Origin of the sequence: Azohydromonas australica DSM 1124 (assembly GCF_000430725.1) — a bacterium.
Classification (GTDB): domain Bacteria; phylum Pseudomonadota; class Gammaproteobacteria; order Burkholderiales; family Burkholderiaceae_C; genus Azohydromonas; species Azohydromonas australica.
The window spans coordinates 18,328-35,100 of record NZ_KE387215.1 but is presented as its reverse complement, the minus strand read 5'-3'; the positions used below and the strand labels follow the sequence as shown (position 1 = coordinate 35,100).

19 protein-coding genes and 1 tRNA gene are annotated in these 16,773 nt (G+C 67.0%); 9 read left to right on the top strand and 11 right to left on the bottom strand.

All coding sequences use genetic code 11. The features are described 5' to 3' along the window. Nucleotides 1-2 precede the first annotated feature (2 nt). The 4 genes from H537_RS51890 to H537_RS0136260 are packed head-to-tail and all read right to left on the bottom strand — an operon-like array spanning nt 3 to nt 2,662. The gene (locus H537_RS51890; RefSeq protein ID WP_310733041.1) at nt 3-872 is read right to left on the bottom strand and encodes a M90 family metallopeptidase; all 870 of its coding nucleotides are present in this window, start codon (nt 870-872) and stop codon (nt 3-5) included. Continuing rightward, the gene (locus tag H537_RS51885) at nt 799-1,560 is read right to left on the bottom strand and encodes a UDP-2,3-diacylglucosamine diphosphatase (RefSeq protein ID WP_238446939.1); all 762 of its coding nucleotides are present in this window, start codon (nt 1,558-1,560) and stop codon (nt 799-801) included. The genes H537_RS51890 and H537_RS51885 overlap by 74 nt, the downstream gene beginning before the upstream one ends. A gap of 29 nt (nt 1,561-1,589) precedes the next feature. After that, nucleotides 1,590-2,090: a peptidylprolyl isomerase gene (locus H537_RS0136265; RefSeq protein ID WP_029001776.1), complete on the bottom strand. Its 501-nt coding sequence runs from the start codon at nt 2,088-2,090 to the stop codon at nt 1,590-1,592. A 2-nt stretch (nt 2,091-2,092) separates the two neighbouring features. Further along, entirely contained in the window at nt 2,093-2,662 is a 570-nt protein-coding gene (locus tag H537_RS0136260; protein ID WP_029001775.1) for a peptidylprolyl isomerase, read from the bottom strand. A 127-nt stretch (nt 2,663-2,789) separates the two neighbouring features. Here H537_RS0136260 and cysS point away from each other — a divergent pair, with 127 nt between their 5' ends. The 6 genes from cysS (at nt 2,790) to H537_RS0136230 (ending at nt 8,609) form a co-directional block, all read left to right on the top strand. Next, nucleotides 2,790-4,169 (top strand): cysteine--tRNA ligase, encoded by a 1,380-nt coding sequence (cysS, locus tag H537_RS0136255; protein WP_029001774.1) that lies wholly within the window; start codon nt 2,790-2,792, stop codon nt 4,167-4,169. Then, nucleotides 4,170-4,820 (top strand): DNA-3-methyladenine glycosylase family protein, encoded by a 651-nt coding sequence (locus tag H537_RS0136250; RefSeq protein WP_029001773.1) that lies wholly within the window; start codon nt 4,170-4,172, stop codon nt 4,818-4,820. It begins immediately after the preceding gene. Nucleotides 4,821-4,844: 24 nt separating this feature from the next. Beyond that, nucleotides 4,845-5,816, top strand: coding sequence for an acetyl-CoA carboxylase carboxyltransferase subunit alpha (locus H537_RS0136245; RefSeq protein WP_029001772.1), 972 nt, complete (start codon nt 4,845-4,847; stop codon nt 5,814-5,816). After that, complete coding sequence (gene tilS, locus H537_RS0136240; RefSeq protein ID WP_029001771.1) at nt 5,785-7,119, top strand: tRNA lysidine(34) synthetase TilS; 1,335 nt, start codon at nt 5,785-5,787, stop codon at nt 7,117-7,119. Before H537_RS0136245 ends, tilS begins: the two co-directional genes overlap by 32 nt. 60 nt (nt 7,120-7,179) lie before the next feature. Further along, on the top strand, nt 7,180-8,454 hold the full coding sequence (locus tag H537_RS0136235) for an aspartate kinase (RefSeq protein WP_029001770.1): 1,275 nt from the start codon (nt 7,180-7,182) through the stop codon (nt 8,452-8,454). Between the two features lie 62 nt (nt 8,455-8,516). Then, nucleotides 8,517-8,609: transfer RNA gene (locus tag H537_RS0136230), tRNA-Ser, on the top strand. Nucleotides 8,610-8,771: 162 nt separating this feature from the next. Here the strand turns inward: H537_RS0136230 and H537_RS0136225 are convergent. The 7 genes from H537_RS0136225 to mltG all read right to left on the bottom strand — a co-directional run bounded on the left by H537_RS0136225 (nt 8,772) and on the right by mltG (nt 14,606). After that, nucleotides 8,772-9,791 (bottom strand): DUF72 domain-containing protein, encoded by a 1,020-nt coding sequence (locus H537_RS0136225; RefSeq protein WP_029001769.1) that lies wholly within the window; start codon nt 9,789-9,791, stop codon nt 8,772-8,774. Between the two features lie 234 nt (nt 9,792-10,025). Further along, nucleotides 10,026-10,748: an ankyrin repeat domain-containing protein gene (locus H537_RS0136220; RefSeq protein WP_238446938.1), complete on the bottom strand. Its 723-nt coding sequence runs from the start codon at nt 10,746-10,748 to the stop codon at nt 10,026-10,028. Next, nucleotides 10,745-11,530: a TatD family hydrolase gene (locus H537_RS0136215; RefSeq protein WP_029001767.1), complete on the bottom strand. Its 786-nt coding sequence runs from the start codon at nt 11,528-11,530 to the stop codon at nt 10,745-10,747. Before H537_RS0136215 ends, H537_RS0136220 begins: the two co-directional genes overlap by 4 nt. A gap of 45 nt (nt 11,531-11,575) precedes the next feature. Continuing rightward, nucleotides 11,576-11,947: a PilZ domain-containing protein gene (locus tag H537_RS0136210; RefSeq protein ID WP_029001766.1), complete on the bottom strand. Its 372-nt coding sequence runs from the start codon at nt 11,945-11,947 to the stop codon at nt 11,576-11,578. Beyond that, complete coding sequence (locus H537_RS47670; protein ID WP_238446937.1) at nt 11,947-12,963, bottom strand: DNA polymerase III delta subunit-related protein; 1,017 nt, start codon at nt 12,961-12,963, stop codon at nt 11,947-11,949. The genes H537_RS0136210 and H537_RS47670 overlap by 1 nt, the downstream gene beginning before the upstream one ends. Beyond that, a complete protein-coding gene (tmk, locus tag H537_RS0136200; protein ID WP_029001765.1) occupies nt 12,960-13,571 on the bottom strand; it encodes a dTMP kinase in 612 nt (203 codons plus the stop codon). Before tmk ends, H537_RS47670 begins: the two co-directional genes overlap by 4 nt. Nucleotides 13,572-13,592: 21 nt before the next feature. Then, complete coding sequence (gene mltG, locus H537_RS0136195; RefSeq protein ID WP_029001764.1) at nt 13,593-14,606, bottom strand: endolytic transglycosylase MltG; 1,014 nt, start codon at nt 14,604-14,606, stop codon at nt 13,593-13,595. A gap of 49 nt (nt 14,607-14,655) precedes the next feature. Between mltG and ygfZ the strand changes: the two genes are divergently transcribed. Genes ygfZ through H537_RS47665 form a run of 3 tightly spaced genes read left to right on the top strand, consistent with a single transcriptional unit; the run spans nt 14,656 to nt 16,707 of the window. Continuing rightward, on the top strand, nt 14,656-15,591 hold the full coding sequence (ygfZ, locus tag H537_RS0136190; protein WP_043461733.1) for a CAF17-like 4Fe-4S cluster assembly/insertion protein YgfZ: 936 nt from the start codon (nt 14,656-14,658) through the stop codon (nt 15,589-15,591). Then, on the top strand, nt 15,581-15,907 hold the full coding sequence (locus H537_RS0136185) for a DUF4936 family protein (RefSeq protein ID WP_064736115.1): 327 nt from the start codon (nt 15,581-15,583) through the stop codon (nt 15,905-15,907). The genes ygfZ and H537_RS0136185 overlap by 11 nt, the downstream gene beginning before the upstream one ends. Continuing rightward, nucleotides 15,898-16,707: an NRDE family protein gene (locus H537_RS47665; protein ID WP_051244458.1), complete on the top strand. Its 810-nt coding sequence runs from the start codon at nt 15,898-15,900 to the stop codon at nt 16,705-16,707. Before H537_RS0136185 ends, H537_RS47665 begins: the two co-directional genes overlap by 10 nt. Nucleotides 16,708-16,773 lie beyond the last annotated feature (66 nt).

The window sequence follows — 16,773 nt, the reverse complement described above, 5'->3', positions numbered from 1 at the left end:
GCTTAGGCCCGGTGGACTTGTTCCCCTGGGTCTTGAAGGTAATAAGACGCCAACAGCCGGTACATCGCCGGCTGTTGTTCTTTGAGAGCCCATGGCGTGACGAAGAACGCCTCGCTGGCCACAGCAAAGAACTCCTCCGGCCCTACGCATCCATAAGGATCGATAGCTGTTTCCATACCTTTGTCTACCAGACGGCAAAAACGCTCGAATTCCGGTTCCAGTATTGCAAGCCAGTGCTGCTGTGCTTGGAGACCAGGCAGCATAGGCACGCCGTCGGCCTCACCGTCTCGCATGTCCAAAACATGAGCAAACTCATGGATCACTACGTTATATGCAGGTCCTCCCACGCCTTCGACGTCGTAGATGTCGCTCCAACTTAGCATGACAGGCCCTCCACCCACGGCTTCGCCAGCCAAGGTTTCTTCGTAGGTATGCACGACGCCAAATGCATCCACGATTTCACGTGGGGCAACAACCGTGTTTGCGTGCATAACGATGCCCACAAATGAGTCGTAGCTTGGCGACAGGCCTAGCTTTAAGACCGGCAAACAAGCTTGGGCAGCGACCGCAACGACAATATCATTGCGCAACTCAAATCCGTCGACACCATGAAACTCCTTGCTGTCGAGAAACAGGCTGCACATCCGCCGCAACGCTATCAGGTCAGCGTCGGGGCGGAAACGCAGGAATGGAAAACGCCGTAACGTTAACTGCCATATGGCGTCAGGAATAGCCCTTCGCTGCAATGCACGGGCTTCGCGTCGCTGCTCAAAGGCTTGCCGCAGCCGGTTAAACATATCAAAGCTTGATTCTCGCGAATCCTTCTTGCGTGAGACGCAATGCTTCTGCTCGGGCGGGGCCTGAGCCGTCAAGTTCCCAATCCGTCAGGACATGTCGTTCATAGCCAGAGGCAATCGCTTGACTGCCAGGACGATGGGTATGCCCGTGTACCAGGGTATTGCACTTCGCTTGGGTAAGCCAATCCAGCGCGGCTTCCGGATCAACGTCTGCCCAGGCAGCCATGTCGTTTTGATGCTGACGGCTGGCGTCTCGCATGTTGCGGGCCAGTTCGCGACGCTCTGCCAATGGTCTGGCCAAGAATAAACGCTGCCAGTTTGGATCGCGTACCTGAAGGCGAAAACGTTGGTAGCTGACATCCTCAAGACACAGCAGGTCACCATGCGTCAACAGAATGCGCTGCCCGTGTGCCTCAAGTACGGCCGGATCAGCAACTGGGTGGACGCCCATGTTTTGCAGCAGGTTGGAGCCAACAAGGAAATCCCGATTGCCCGGCATGAAGCCAATCCAGCGGTATTGCGCTGCCTGATGTAGTGCATTGATGACGTCAGCTTCGAAAGCCTCTTGCCGACATGCGTCGTCGCCAATCCAGGCTTCGAACAAATCGCCAAGGATGAATACTGCTTGTCCGGCCGTTTCCGCTAGGAAATGCTTCCATGCGTCAAAGGTACGCGGATGCGAGGCATCCAGATGCAAATCGCTGATGAAATCAATGCACTTCCAGCTCGAAGGTGCTGAAATGGCTTGAAGTGGCGGCAGCACTGGCACTGCCGCCGTGATCTTTGGAGTACTCAGGCGACCTCGACCACGCGTTCAATGACAACGTCCTGCACGGGCACGTCGCCGTGCCCGCCACGGTTACCGGTAGCCACACGTTCAATGGCATCAACCACGTCGGTACCGGCAACGACCTTGCCAAAAACAGCGTAACCCCAGCCGTCCTGAGAACGGTCCTTGTCTAGGAAGCCGTTATTTTTGGTGTTGATGAAGAACTGGGCTGTGGCCGAATGCGGCGCCATGGTACGGGCCATGGCAATGGTGTACTTCTCGTTGCGCAGGCCGTTGGCACTTTCGTTGTTGATCGGTGCCCCCGTGGATTTCTGCTTCATGCCGGGCTCGAAACCGCCCCCTTGGATCATGAAACCCTGAATGACTCGGTGAAACACCGTGCCGTCATAGTGCCCGGCACGCACGTAATTCAGAAAGTTCTCCACCGTGGCGGGCGCCTTGGCGTCATCCAGCTCGATGCGGACAGCGCCAGCACTGGTGGTCATTTCAACGGTCTTGGTCATGTTTACTTCTCTACGGTTGCTTTGTTGATCACCACTGGCTGCAGCGGCACGTTCTGGTGAGGGCCCTTGTTGCCGGTGGGCACTTGCCGGATCTTGTCAACAACTTCCATGCCTGAAACTACTTTGCCGAAGACGGCGTAACCGTTGCCGTCGCGAGCGTTGGGCTGGTCCAGGAAGGTGTTGTCCTTGACATTGATGAAGAACTGGGCTGTGGCCGAGTCAGGCACCATGGTGCGCGCCATGGCGACGCTGCCGCGCACATTGGACAGGCCATTGCGACTTTCCAAGGGGATGGCTGCACGGGTCGGCTTCTCGGTCAGATCGGGCAGCATGCCACCGCCCTGAATCATGAAATCCTCAATGACACGATGAAACACCGTACCGTCGTACTGTCCTGCACGCACGTACTGTAGGAAGTTGGCCGCGGTCTTGGGCGCCTTGTCGGTCGCCAACTCAATGACCACATCGCCCATTGAAGTCTGCAGCTTGACCTTTTGTGCCAGTGCGGCAGGTGCGGTCATGCACAGAGCAAACGCAGCGCCAAAGGAGGCGAGGGCAGTCAGTCGGATCATGGGTTGGGCGTCCTTGGCTATACTGATCCGATTCTACTGAAGCCCCCGGCGCCCGTTTCCCGGCCGGCGCCTGCCGGGCGGGTCGCGTTTGGGGACGTTCCCGGCGCCAGCTGTCGCCTTCCCGTCGATGACCCTTCGCATCTACAACACGCTCAGCCGTCAGGTTGAGCCTTTCACGCCTATAGAGCCTTCGCATGTGCGCATGTATGTATGCGGCATGACCATCTACGACCTATGCCACGTCGGGCACGCGCGCATGATGATGGCCTTCGACGTCGTGAGTCGCTGGCTGCGGGCCAGTGGCTACAAGGTGACTTACGTACGCAACATCACCGACATCGACGACAAGATCATCCGCCGCGCTCTGGAACGCAACATCCCGATAAGGCAGCTTACCGACGAGATGATTGCTGCCATGCACCAGGACATCGCGTCCATCGGCATCGAGCCGCCGACGCACGAGCCGCGCGCCACCGAGTACGTGCCGCAGATGCTGGAAATGATCCAGCGCCTGGAGGACAAGGGCTTGGCTTACCGAGCAGCCGGAGGAGACGTCAACTTCGCGGTTCGAAAGTTCCCCGGCTACGGCAAGCTTTCCGGCAAGTCACTCGACGAACTGCGCGCCGGCGAACGCGTGGCGGTACTGGAAGGCAAGGAAGACCCGCTCGACTTCGTGCTGTGGAAATCCGCCAAGCCGGAGGAGCCGGCCGATGCCAAGTACGCCAGTCCGTTCGGGCCGGGCCGTCCAGGCTGGCATATCGAGTGCTCGGCCATGAGCTGCGCGCTGCTGGGCGAGCACTTCGACATTCACGGCGGCGGCATGGACCTGCAGTTCCCGCACCACGAGAACGAGATCGCGCAGAGCGAGGGCGCTACGGGCCAGACCTTCGTCAACGTGTGGATGCACAACGGCTTCCTCAACGTGGACAACGAGAAGATGTCGAAGTCGCTCGGCAACTTCTTCACCATCCGCGATGTCCTGAAGAGCTTCGACGGCGAGACGGTGCGCTTCTTCATGTTGCGCACCCACTACCGCAGTCCGTTCAATTTCAGCGACGCCAACCTTGAGGACGCCCGCCACGCGCTGCGCCGTCTCTACACGGCCCTGGCTAGCCTGGAAGCCGTTCCGGCACTGGAGTCGATCGATTGGACGCAGCCGCAGGCTGCAGCCTTCCGCGCGGCGATGGACGAGGATTTCAACACCCCCGGTGCCGTGGCTGTGCTGTTCGAACTGGCTGCCGAGGTCAACCGCAGCCGCTCGGTGGATGCGGCTGCGCTGCTCAAGGCATTGGGTGCGGTTCTGGGCCTGCTGCAGCAATCGCCGCGCGCATTCCTGCAGGGGGGGGGCACCCTCGACGAGGTCGACATCGAACGGCTGATCGAGCAGCGTGCCGCGGCCAAGAAATCGCGCGATTTCGCGGCGGCCGACGCCATCCGCCGCGACCTGGCCGAGCGTGGCATCGTGCTGCAGGATTCGGCGCAAGGTACGACCTGGGTGAAGGCCTGAATGGCGCGCCCGGCCGCTGCCGTGACGCCCGCCTATTGGGACGAGGCATGCAAACACCTGGCCAAGCGCGACCGGGTGATGCGCAAGCTCATCCCGCAGTTCGGCGAGGCGCGGCTGCAATGCCGCGGTGACGCCTTCACCACGCTGGCGCGCTCCATCGTGGGGCAGCAGATCTCGGTTCGCGCGGCGCAGTCGGTGTGGGAGCGCTTCATCGCGCTTTCCGGTGGGCGCTCCACCCGGTTGCAGCCTGCGGCCGTGCTGGGCCTCGAAGTCACGGCCATGCGAGAGGCGGGGCTGTCCGCGCGCAAGGTGGAATACCTGCGTGACCTGGCGACGCACTTCACTGACGGTACGGTTCATGTACGTCAATGGCAGCAGATGGACGATGAGGCCATCATCGAGGAGCTCGTTGCCGTGCGCGGCATCGGTCGCTGGACGGCCGAGATGTTCCTCATCTTTCATTTGATGCGTCCCAACGTGCTGCCGTTGGACGACGTGGGCCTGTTGCGGGGCATCAGCCTCAACTATTTCAGCGGCGAGCCGGTATCACGCGCAGAGGCGCGTGAGGTCGGTGACGCCTGGGCGCCGTACCGCTCGGTGGCCACCTGGTATCTCTGGCGCAGCCTCGATCCGGTGCCTGTCGAATACTGAGCCGTCCCGGCAAGGAATCCTTTCATGAGCAAGAAACACTTCCTCGACTTCGAACAGTCCGTCGCCGAGTTGGAAGGCAAGATCGAAGAGCTGCGCTACGTGCAGACCGAGTCCGCGGTGGACATCTCCGAAGAAATCGAGCGGCTGCAGAAGAAGAGCCTGCAGCTGACCAAGGACATCTACGCCAACCTCACGCCGTGGCAGGTGACGCAGATTGCCCGCCACCCGCAGCGCCCCTACACGCTGGACTACACCAACGAGATCTTCAGCGACTTCCAGGAGCTGCACGGCGACCGCCATTACGCGGACGACCAGTCCATCGTGGGCGGTCTGGCCCGTTTCAACGGCCAGGCCTGCATGGTGCTGGGCCACCAGAAGGGGCGTGATACCAAGGAACGCGCAGCGCGCAACTTCGGCATGAGCCGGCCCGAGGGCTACCGCAAGGCGCTGCGGCTGATGAAGCTGGCCGAGAAGTTCGGGCTGCCGGTCTTCACCTTCGTGGACACGCCGGGCGCGTATCCGGGCATCGGTGCCGAGGAGCGAGGACAGTCCGAGGCCATTGGCCGCAACATCTTCGAGATGGCACAACTGGAGGTGCCCATCATCACCACCATCATCGGCGAGGGTGGGTCCGGCGGCGCGCTGGCCATCAGCGTGGCAGACCAGGTGCTGATGCTGCAGTTCTCCGTCTACTCCGTGATCTCGCCCGAGGGCTGTGCGTCCATCCTGTGGAAGACCGCCGAGCGCGCTTCCGATGCGGCGGAAGCGCTGGGCATCACGGCGCACCGCCTCAAGGCGCTGGGCTTGATCGACAAGATCGTGAGCGAGCCCGTGGGTGGCGCGCATCGCGACATGCGGCACATGGCCGCCACGCTCAAGCGCGCGCTCAACGACGCGCTGCGCCAAGTGGTGGACCTCAAGCCGCGCGAGCTGCTGCAACGCCGCTACGAGCGGCTGCAGTCCTATGGCCGCTTCAGCGACACCACCGAGCGCTGACGTTCCCTGCGTCGCCGTTGCCACCAGCGGCGGCCGAGATTCCACCGCGCTGCTCCATGCCACGGCCCGTGCCGCCCAGGCACTGGGCCTGCACGTGCTCGCGCTGCATGTGCACCACGGGCTGCTTCCCGAAGCCGACGCCTGGGTGGAACACCTGGAGCGCCAGTGCGCCGACTGGGCGCGGCAAGGCCTCCCCGTGGCGCTGCGATGGTGCCGGCTCGAAGGTTGCCCCGGGCGTGGTGAAAGCGTCGAGGCCTGGGCCCGGAGAGAGCGCTATGCCGCACTGAGCCGCATGGCGCGAGAGGGCGGTGCAGCGCTCGTCCTGTTGGCCCACCACCGGCGTGACCAAGCCGAAACGTTCTTGCTGCAGGCCCTGCGTGGTGGCGGCGCGGCCGGGCTGGCTTCGATGCCACGGCAAGCAGTGCGTGACGGCCTTTCGTGGGCGCGCCCTTGGCTGGAGCAGCCCTCGGAAGCCATCGATGCCTACGTGCAGGCGCACAGGCTGACGCACATCCAGGACCCCAGCAACGAAGACCACGGTTATGCCCGCAATCGCCTTCGGCATCGGGTGATGCCGGCGTTGACGGCTGCGTTTCCACAGGCTGAGCAGGCACTGGGAGCGGCTACCCGGCAAGCACAACAGGCGCGCGAATGCCTGCAGGCGCTGGCGGAGATCGACCTGCGCGCCGTGGCCGAAGGACATGAGCTGCGCCTGCCGGCACTGGCCGTGCTGCCCCAGGCCCGCCAAGCGAACCTGCTGCGCCACTGGCTGCTGCAGCACTGTGGCCGCGGTCCCGGCGAAACGTTGCTGCAGCGCCTGCTGAGTGAGCTGTACGTAAGCGATGCGCCCGCCTGCTGGCCAGCCGGTGAGCAGGTGCTGCACCGCTACCGGGGCCGGCTGCGCTGCGAGCCGGCCGGGAAGGGCGTGACGGCGATGGCAGTGCACGAGGAGCAGATGATTTTCATCGACGGCCCAGGTCGGCAGCGCCTGGATGCCTGGGGTGGCTGGCTGGAAGTGCGCAGCGTGGAAGAGGGCGGCGTAGCGCCGGCGCGGCTGCGGGCATGCATCGCGCGCGCGCGCAGCGGCGGCGAGCAGTTCCAGCTCAAGCCGGGAGGCGTTCCGCGCAGTCTCAAGAAGCAGTACCAGACCCTGGGCGTGCCAGCGTGGCACCGCGGCGGTCCGCTGCTGTGGCTGGACGAGTCACTCCTGTTTGTGCCCGGCCTGGGAGTCGATGCGCGGCTGTGGGCAGCTCCTGGCGAGCCGCAGCTGGGCCTCGAATGGGTGCCTGATGCAGCCGGCTAGAATCGCGGGTTCGCGGGCCGCTGGTGCCTCGCGGCAAACACCGGGCCTGTTTCAAACACCATGGCATTGATCGTTCACAAGTACGGCGGTACGTCGATGGGCTCCACGGAGCGCATCCGCAACGTCGCCAAGCGCGTGGCCAAGTGGGCACGCGCGGGCCACCAGATGGTGGTCGTTCCCTCCGCGATGAGCGGTGAAACCAATCGGCTGCTGGGGCTGGCCAAGGAACTGTCGCCCAAGCAGACGAGTTCCGCGCTGCTGCGTGAGCTCGACATGATTGCTGCCACCGGCGAGCAGGTGTCGGTGGGCCTGCTGGCCATCGCGCTGCAGGCCGAAGGCATGGAAGCCATCAGCTACACCGGCTGGCAGGTTCCGGTGCAGACCGATTCGGCCTACACCAAGGCCCGCATCGAGAGCATCGACGACGCCCGTGTGCGCGCCGACCTGGCCGCGGGCAAGGTGGTGATCATCACCGGCTTCCAGGGCATCGACGCCGAAGGCCACATCACCACGCTGGGCCGCGGCGGCTCTGACACCTCCGCGGTGGCGGTGGCGGCGGCGATGAAGGCCGACGAGTGCCTGATCTACACCGACGTCGATGGCGTCTACACCACCGACCCCCGCGTCGTGGCCGAAGCGCGGCGCCTGAGCACTGTCAGCTTCGAAGAGATGCTGGAAATGGCGAGCCTGGGCTCCAAGGTGCTGCAGATCCGCTCGGTGGAGTTCGCGGGCAAGTACCGCGTGCCGCTGCGCGTGCTCTCCAGCTTCACGCCCTGGGATATTGATATCGAAGAGGAAGCCCGCTCCGGCACCCTGATCACCTTCGAGGAAGACGAAAAGATGGAACAAGCCGTTGTCTCCGGCATCGCGTTCAACCGCGACGAGGCCAAGATCACCGTCATGGGCGTGCCCGACAAGCCCGGCATCGCCTACCAGATCCTGGGCGCCGTGGCCGAGGCCAACATCGACGTCGACGTGATCATCCAGAACGTGTCGCACGACGGGAAGACCGACTTCTCCTTCACCGTGCACCGCAACGACTACCAGCGCACGGTGGACCTGCTGCAAAGCCAGGTGCTGCCCGCGCTGGGCGCCAAGGAGATCCTCGGCGACACCAAGATCTGCAAGGTCAGCATCGTCGGCATCGGCATGCGCAGCCACGCCGGCGTGGCCAGCAAGATGTTCCGCTCGCTGAGCGACGAGGGCATCAACATCCAGATGATCACCACCAGCGAGATCAAGACCAGCGTGGTGATCGACGAGAAATACATGGAGCTCGCCGTGCGCGCGCTGCATCGCGCCTTCGAGCTGGACCAGGAAAAAGCCGGCGTTTAAAAAAACTTCGCAAAGTGCTTGGAAGTTCGAAAAAACCTGGCTAGAATAGCAGCTTCTGCACTGGAGTCGTGACCGAGAGGCCGAAGGTGCTCCCCTGCTAAGGGAGTATGCGGGCAAAACCTGCATCGAGGGTTCGAATCCCTCCGACTCCGCCAAACACGCAAAAGACCGAAGGTTCCGCAAGGACCTTCGGTCTTTTTGCTTTTGGGTCTGACCGATCACCAGCGAAGGCCGAATTGATGGCCGCTGAGAGAGCCGCAGGAGCTTTGGGCTTGGAGCCGCGGATGTGAAACGTGGAGCAGGGCGCCGAGACCTGATCAGCCTGGAGCCGCCGCCAGCTCCCGCGCCAGCGCCAGAACGGAGCAGGGTGCACTGCCCTCGGCCTTGTTGTTGATCGTCACGAAGGCCTGGTGCCCCGCCGCCAGTGTGCCAGCAACCACACGCACCAGACCCTGGCGCGTGGGCAGGTCCGGCGCCACCAGCTTGTCGAAGGGCGCCCAGGCGTCCTTGGCACCGGCGTAGCTCTGGCCAGCCTGCAGATTCCAGCGGCAGACCACGTCGCCGGGCCAGGTGGCGCGCAGCATCGGCAACTGCCGCTCGATGGGTGGCATGCGGTCGTGCAGACCCAGGCAATAGCGCACTCCAAAGGCCTTGAGATGCGCCGCCATCCACGGCTGCAGCAACTCCGGATCGCGCAGCTCCAGCGCCAAGCGGCTGCCAGCGGGCAGCTCGGGCAACAGCGCCTGCCACAAGCGTTCCAGTTGCGACTCCAGCCGGACCGGGTCGTGCAGCCACGCGGGGGGCAATGGAGAAAGCTGGAACACCAGCACGCCCAGCTTGTCCTTGAGACCTTCGACGGCCGGCCGCAGGCACTGCTCCAGCGCCATGCCGGGGTCCAGGAACAGCGGGTTGCTGCGCTCGGCACGTCCGCCGGTGTCGCGCTGCACGGCATCGCTCACCAGCGACGCTGCCTTGACCACGAAGCGGAACTCCTCCGGCACCTGTGCCGCCAGACCGGCGTAGCCGGCCGCATCCAGCGGGCGGTAGAAGGCCCGGTCCAGGCTCACCGTGCGCAGCAGCGGATGCGCCGCATAGGCGAGCAGACCTTCGCGCGACAGCCGGGCTTCCGGATAGGCCTGTGCCCACACCAGTCCCGACCAGCCGCTGAAGTTCCAAGAGGAGGTGCCCAGGTGCAGCCGGCCATCCCAGCGCTCGCGCAACTGCTGCGCAAGCTCCAGCCATTCTGGATCGGGCGGCGCTGGTTGCACCGAGGCCACAGCGGGTGGCAGCGGTTCGTCGAAGAGCAGGGACTGGAGCGAGGAGGCCGCGTCGTTCATGGCTCAGCTCGGAATGCGAAAGGAACACAAACCCAGGGCAGGAAAGAAGCCCGCTGACAACCAACGCCGCGTTCCCGCAATCTCGACATCAATCTCATTTAACATAATACGCATTGAGGCGATTTCATGCGTGCCTGGCGAGCACCCTGCTCGCAGGCTACGGCGGCACTGAATGGCTGGCACCAGCCCTCAGCGCCGAGATCCCATTTCAATTCCGATACCGCCACTGGCATCTCACTGCGCCGGCGCCACCGCCGTCCGGCGTCGCGCCGCCGCGGCTTCGATTTCTGCCGCCAAGCCGTCGCGCCCCATCGAGCGCGCGAAATCCGCGGCCGTCATCCCGCGCTGGTTGCGCAGCGTGGCATCGGCACCGCGGCGCAGCAGCAGCCGCGCACCGTCGATGGCGCCGTAGCCGGCGGCCATCATCAACGGCGTGCTCCCATTGGGACTGACGGCATCCACGGGCGCGCCGGCGCGCAGCATCAGCTCCATCGGCTCCAGCTCCGCGCTCGACGCCGCGTAATGCACCGGCGCCCAACCCTCCCGGTGCACGCGCGCGCCGCGCTCGATCAGCCGCTGCATCCAGACCACGTGGCCGCGCAGCGCCGCCATCATCAGCGGCGTCTCGTTGGCGGCGTTGACGGCTTCCAGGTCCAGCTGCGGGTGCGTCCACAGCGCCTCCGCAGCTTTCAGCGCGTCCTCCTTGAAAGCCCGTGTCAAGGCCGGCTGGCCGCGCTCGTCGCGGGCGTTCGGGTCGAAGCCGCGCTGCAGCAACGACAGGACGCTGCGCCCGTCGTCGCGCTCGACCGCCTTGAAGAAATCCTCGTAGCTGCCGGCCCAGGCCGGGCTCGCCAGCATCCAGGCGGCGGCCGCCAGGCCCAGGCCGCCGACCAGCCGCCGCCGGCCCGCCTGCACGCCTGCGGATTGCGCTTTCAAGCCGTCAAGCATCCCGCTCATGCCGCCTCCGCTACCTTGAACAGCCGCTCGAAATTGGCGCTCGTGGCGCGGCCGATGTCCTCCGCGCTGCAGCCCTTGAGCTCGGCCAGCTGCGCCGCGACGTGCGGCACGTAGGCCGGCTGGTTGACCTTGCCGCGGTACGGCACCGGCGCCAGGTACGGGCTGTCGGTCTCGATCAGCAGCCGGTCCATGGGCACGAACTTCGCGACGTCGCGCAGGTCCGCCGCGTTCTTGAACGTGAGGATGCCGGAGAAGGAAATGTGAAAGCCCAGGTCCAGGGCCGCCCGGGCCACGGCCTCGGTTTCGGTGAAGCAATGGAAGACGCCGCCTGCTTGCTCGCCGCCCTCCTCGCGCAGGATCGCCAGCGTGTCCTCGCTGGAGCTGCGGGTGTGGATGATCAGCGGTTTGGCCGTGCCTCGTGCGGCGCGGATGTGCACCCGGAAGCGCTCACGCTGCCACTCCATGTCGGCCACGCTGCGGCCGTTGAGCCGGTAGTAATCGAGCCCGGTCTCGCCGATGCCCACCACGCGCGGGCGCGACGCCCACTCGCACAGCGTGCCCACCGTGGGCTCCATCACGTCCTCGTTGTCCGGGTGCACGCCCACGCTGGCCCAGAAGTTGTCATGGGCCATGGCCAGCGCATGGACGGACTCGAACTCCTCCAGCGTGGTGCAGATGCACAGGGCGCGGTCCACGTCCGCGGCGGCCATGGCGGCGCGGATCTCGTCCAGCCGCGCGTGCAGCTCAGGAAAGCTCAGATGGCAATGGGAATCGACGTACATCGCAGTCGGCAGTTGAAGTCCGCGGCCGGGCGCGGAAAGGAAAAATCAGAAAACCTGCGTCGGCCGGGCCGAGGCCAGCGCGCTGCCCAGGATCTCCTCGATCCGGGCACGCAGCGTGCGTGACTCGGCGTCGCCCGCCAGGGCAACGCCCACGCCCTGCGCCCGCCCGCCGGCGGCATGGGCCGGCGTGATCCACGCCACTTTGCCTGCCACCACACGGCACTCGGCTTCGCCGGGCAGCGTCAGCTCCAGCTCGAAGACATCGCCCAGGCCATGCTCCCGCGACGTGGCAATGAAGAGGCCGCCCTCGGTGAACAGCGGGATATAGGCCGCGTAGAGGGCGGCCTTGTCGTTGAACACGAGCTGCACCCGCGTCGCCGGGGCCGCATCCAGGTCGGAGGAAGAAGTGGCGTTCATCAACGGCCCAGTGTAGTGACGCGGGCGCGGCTGGAACCGGCGCGCGCCGGCCACAGCGCCGCGGCCTGGGCCACCAGCGACTCCGCCAGCAGCGACGCGTTCCACGGATGCTCGTCGTGGCGCGAGAGCTGCGTCAGCTCGCGCGACCAGCTCGCCAGCTCGGCCAGCGCTGCACCTGGCGGCAAGGTTTCGGCCGGGAAATAGCGCGGCGCGCCGCCCGCGGCCTGGGCCATCAGGTCGTGGCACAGCTTCAGCAGCGTCTCCAGCAACCGCGGCAGGCCCCACGACGCCACGGCGGTCGCGTCGCCCTGGCGTAACCGCTGCGGCAGCGCGGCCCAGGCGGCGGCGTCGACGCCCTCGCCCGCCAAGGCCACCGCCTCCAGCGGCCGGCCGCCCGCGGCGTCCAGCAGCACCTGCGGCTGGGCCAGGCCGCGCTCCTTCAGCCATTCCAGCGCCTGCTCGCGCGGCGGCAGTGCCAGGCCCAGGCGCTGGCAGCGGCTGCGGATGGTGGGCAGCAGCAGCTCGGGGTCGGTGGCGGTCAGCAGCAGCCGCACCTGCGCCGAGGGCTCCTCCAGCGTCTTGAGCAGCGCGTTGGCGCTGGCTTCCTGCATCGCCGTGGCCGGGTGGATCAGCAGCACCTTTGCCACGCCGCGCGAGACGCTCTGGTGCGTCCAGTCGATGGCCTGGCGCACCTCCTCGATGCGGATCCACTTGCTGGGCTTCGCATCCTTCTTGCGCGATTCCTCCTCCGCCCAGCCCAGCGGCTCCCGCAACGCCTCGGGCAGCAGCAGCCGGAAATCCGGATGCCCGTGCGTGTCCATCAGGTGGCAGGCCGTGCAGCGCCCGCAGGGCCGAATCGCGCCCTCGCCCGTTGCCTCGCACAGCAGCGCGCGCGAGAGCCCAAAGCCGAACTCGTACTGGCCCACGCCCGCCGGGCCGTGGATCAGCAGCGCATGCGCGCGCTGGTGCAGCGCCTGCTGCAGCGGTGCCTCCAGCCAGGGCAGCGGCGCGCTCACCAGCTGCGCTCCAACAGCGAGCGCTCGATCTGCGCCCACACCGCCTCGCGCGGCTGCTCGGCATCGATGCGGATGAAACGCCCCGGCGCTGCCGCGGCGCGCGCTGCGTAGCCCTCGCGCACGCGGGTGAAGAAGACCTCGTCCTCGCGCTCGAAGCGGTCCGCCGCGCGCGCCGCGGCCCGGCGCTGCGCCGCGATCTGCGGCGGCAGGTCGAACCACAGCGTCAGGTCCGGCTGCCGGCCCTCCTGCACCCAGCCTTCCAGCCGGCCCAGCACGTCGAGGTCGAAGCCGCGCCCGCCGCCCTGGTAGGCAAAGGTGGCGTCCGTGAACCGGTCGCACAGCACCGTGGCGCCGCGCGCCAGGGCCGGCTCGATGCACTGGCGCAGGTGGTCGCGCCTCGCGGCGAACACCAGCAGGCTTTCCGTGAGCGCGTCCATGGCCTCGTGCAGCAGCAGCTCGCGCAGCCGCTCTGCCAGCGCCGTACCGCCGGGCTCGCGCGTGAGCAGCACCTCGCGCCCGCGCGCGCGCAGCCACTGGGCCAGCGCCTCGATGTGCGAGCTCTTGCCCGCGCCGTCTATGCCTTCGAAGGTGATGAAGCCGTGGTTCACGTGTGATGGGGAAACGGTGGATCAGGGCGTACCCGACGATCGGGGCGCGCGCTGGTACTGGTTGACGGCCCGGTTGTGGTCCGCGAGGTTGTCGCTAAAGACGCTGCTGCCGTCGCCGCGCGAGACGAAGTACAGCGCCTTGGTGGGTGCCGGCTTCACGGATGCGCGCAGGGATTCCAGCCCCGGCATGGCGATCGGCGTGGGCGGCAGCCCGGCGCGGGTGTAGGTGTTGAAGGGCGTGTCGGTCTGCAGGTCGCGCTTGCGCAGGTTGCCGTCGAAGCGCTCGCCCAGGCCGTAGATCACGGTCGGATCGGTCTGCAGCGGCATGCCCACGCGCAGCCGGTTGAGGAACACCGCAGCCACTTTGGGACGGTCTGCGGCTTGGCCTGTTTCCTTCTCGACGATGGAGGCCAGCACCAGTAGATCGTCCATGCTGCGCAGCGGCGTGTCGGCCGGGCGTTCGGCCCAGGTCTGCGCCAGACGGCGCTGCATGGCGGCATGTGCGCGCTTGAGCACCGTGAGGTCGCTTACGCCGCGGCTGTAGGCGTAGGTGTCGGGAAAGAAGCGCCCTTCCGGCGCCACGCCCGGCGCGCCCAGCGCGGCCATGAGCGCTTCGTCGCTGAGCGTGGCCGTGGCGGGCTTGAGCGCCGTGGCCCGAGCCAGCTCGGCGCGCAGCTGCCTGAAAGTCCAGCCCTCGATGAAGCGCACGCTCTCCAGCACCTCGTCGCCGCGCACCATCTTGTCCAGCAACTGCCGCGGCGTGGCGCCGCGCTCGATCTCGTAGCTGCCGGCGCGGATCTGCCGCGCCTGGCCCGACCAGCGGAACCACTGGTAGAGGAACTCCGGCGAGGTCTGCACCCCCGCCTGCACCCAGGCCTGCGCCACCGCGCGCGGCGCGGTGCCGGGCTCGATGGACAGCTCCACCGATGGCGCCGCCAGCGGCAGCGGCCGCTGCAGCCACCACCACACGATGCCGCCCGCGGCCAGCGTTGCCGTGGCCACCAGCAGCACGAGCGCCAGCAAGATCCGCTTCATCACCACACCAACAACCGCTCGGGGCAAAGCCGCTGATCATAATGGCCGCATGACCGACACCCTCATTCAGGCAGGTACCTTCGACGGTGCCGCGCCTTTGACGCACTGGGGCCTGGTGCGCGCGAGCGGCGAGGATGCCGCGTCCTTCCTGCACGGCCAGCTCACGCAGGACGTGAGTTCCCTCAACGCCACCACCGCCCGCCTGGCCGGCTACTGCACCGCCAAGGGCCGCCTCCTGGCGAGCTTCATCGTGTGGCGCCCGGCGCCGGACGAGGTGCTGCTGGCCTGCAGCGCCGACGTGCTCCCGGCCAGTGTCAAGCGGCTCTCGATGTTCGTGCTGCGCGCCAAGTGCAAGCTCACCGAGGCCACCGACCTGCGCCTCTACGGCTTGGCCGGCCCCAGCGCCGCAGCTTGGCTCGGCGAGGCCGCGCCCCAGCAGCCCTGGCAGCGCGCCCGGGTGCAGGACGCCGACGTGGTGCGCCTGCCCGACGTGGACGGCGTGCCGCGCTGGCTGGTGGCGTCCGCCCAGCCGCCGGCGCTGCCCGCGCTGTCCGAAGAGGCCTGGCGTTGGCTGGAAGTGCGCAGCGCGCTGCCGCGCGTGGCCGCCGCCACCACCGAGCAGTTCGTGCCGCAGATGATCAACCTGGAGCTCGTGGGCGGCGTCAACTTCAAGAAGGGCTGCTACCCGGGCCAGGAGGTGGTGGCGCGCAGCCAGTACCGCGGTACGACCAAGCGCCGAGCCTTCCTGTTCGACAGCGATGCCGCCGACGCGGCGCCGGGCCAGGAAGTGTTCGCCGCCGGCGACGACCCGACGCAGCCGTCGGGCATGGTGGTCGATGCTGCCACGCTGCAGGGCCGCACCGCAACGCTGGTGGAGCTGAAGATCGCGGCGCTGCAGGCGCCCTCGCTGCACCTGCGCAGCCCGGACGGTCCGGTGCTGCGGCACACGCCGCTGCCCTACGACGTGCCCCTGGATGTCGCCTGACCAGCCCGGCGCTCTTGACGGGCGCCAGCTCTTCGTGTACTACCGCGTGGCCCTGCCCGACCTGGGCGCGTGCGCGCTGGCGGTGCGGGCCTTCCAGGCCGAGTTGCAGCGCACGCACCCGGACCTGCTTTGCGCGCTGCTGCAGCGGCCGCAAAGTCAGGACGTGGACGGGCAGCGCACGCTGATGGAAACCTACGCCCGCCCCGGCGGCATCGATGCGGCGCTGGAGGCCCACATCGCCCATGCCGCTGCGACGGCGCTGGCGCTGCTGGTGGCGGGGCCACGCCACGTGGAAGTGTTCGAGCCATGTGCCTGATTGCCCTGGCGTGGGACGTGCATCCCCGCTTCGACCTCGTGCTGGCCGCCAACCGCGACGAGTTCCTGGACCGCCCCGCGGCCGCGCTGCACCGGTGGCCGGAAGGCATCGTGGCCGGCCGGGACCTGCGCGCTGGTGGCACCTGGTGCGGTTTCACCGACGCCGGCCGTCTGGCGATGCTCACCAACGTGCGCCGGCCCGGCGCCGTGCTGCCGGACGCGCCTTCGCGCGGCGAGATCGTCCCGCAGTGGCTGCTGGGCGACGCCGACGCCGCGGGCTTCTGCGACGCACTGGGCGCCGCCCGGCACAACCCCTTCAACCTGCTCGCGGCCGATCTCGTGCGCGGCGAGTTCTTCTGGACCGGCACTGACCACCCCGCCCCGCACGCACTGCGGCCCGGTGTGCACGGCCTGTCCAATGCTGCGCTGGACACGCCCTGGCCCAAGACCGTGCAACTCAAGCACGACCTGGCGCAGGCGCTGCAGCGCCACGACGACGTGGACCCGTTGATCGACGCCCTGCTGCTGGCGCTGTCCGACCGCACGCCGGCGCCCGATGCGGCGCTGCCCAGCACGGGCGTGCCGCTGGAGGTGGAGCGTTATCTCTCCTCCGTCTTCATCGCCATGCCGCACTACGCCACGCGCTGCTCGACGGTGCTGGTGCGCGAGCGCGAGAGCCGGCGCCTTGTGGCGGTGGAGCTGACGCACGGGCCGGCGCCTTTCCGTACCCGGGTCGAGTTGCCGCGCTGGCCGGCCGAGCCGGCAGTACGGGTGGCGGGAACGGTACAGGCACTGCTGTAGGAAGCTTGCGTCCGCTGCCCGGCGAAGGCGCCGGGATGAGATGTCAACGCCACAGACCGCTGCTTC

Bases quoted from the DNA above. Each gene is read 5' to 3' on its own strand.
- H537_RS0136265 (WP_029001776.1), bottom strand. From the start codon at position 2,090: ATGACCAAGACCGTTGAAATGACCACCAGTGCTGGCGCTGTCCGCATC.
- H537_RS0136260 (WP_029001775.1), bottom strand. From the start codon at position 2,662: ATGATCCGACTGACTGCCCTCGCCTCCTTTGGCGCTGCGTTTGCTCTG.
- cysS (WP_029001774.1), top strand. From the start codon at position 2,790: ATGACCCTTCGCATCTACAACACGCTCAGCCGTCAGGTTGAGCCTTTC.
- H537_RS0136250 (WP_029001773.1), top strand. From the start codon at position 4,170: ATGGCGCGCCCGGCCGCTGCCGTGACGCCCGCCTATTGGGACGAGGCA.
- H537_RS0136245 (WP_029001772.1), top strand. From the start codon at position 4,845: ATGAGCAAGAAACACTTCCTCGACTTCGAACAGTCCGTCGCCGAGTTG.
- tilS (WP_029001771.1), top strand. From the start codon at position 5,785: ATGGCCGCTTCAGCGACACCACCGAGCGCTGACGTTCCCTGCGTCGCC.
- H537_RS0136235 (WP_029001770.1), top strand. From the start codon at position 7,180: ATGGCATTGATCGTTCACAAGTACGGCGGTACGTCGATGGGCTCCACG.
- H537_RS0136225 (WP_029001769.1), bottom strand. From the start codon at position 9,791: ATGAACGACGCGGCCTCCTCGCTCCAGTCCCTGCTCTTCGACGAACCG.
- H537_RS0136220 (WP_238446938.1), bottom strand. From the start codon at position 10,748: ATGAGCGGGATGCTTGACGGCTTGAAAGCGCAATCCGCAGGCGTGCAG.
- H537_RS0136215 (WP_029001767.1), bottom strand. From the start codon at position 11,530: ATGTACGTCGATTCCCATTGCCATCTGAGCTTTCCTGAGCTGCACGCG.
- H537_RS0136210 (WP_029001766.1), bottom strand. From the start codon at position 11,947: ATGAACGCCACTTCTTCCTCCGACCTGGATGCGGCCCCGGCGACGCGG.
- mltG (WP_029001764.1), bottom strand. From the start codon at position 14,606: ATGAAGCGGATCTTGCTGGCGCTCGTGCTGCTGGTGGCCACGGCAACG.
- ygfZ (WP_043461733.1), top strand. From the start codon at position 14,656: ATGACCGACACCCTCATTCAGGCAGGTACCTTCGACGGTGCCGCGCCT.
- H537_RS0136185 (WP_064736115.1), top strand. From the start codon at position 15,581: ATGTCGCCTGACCAGCCCGGCGCTCTTGACGGGCGCCAGCTCTTCGTG.
- H537_RS47665 (WP_051244458.1), top strand. From the start codon at position 15,898: ATGTGCCTGATTGCCCTGGCGTGGGACGTGCATCCCCGCTTCGACCTC.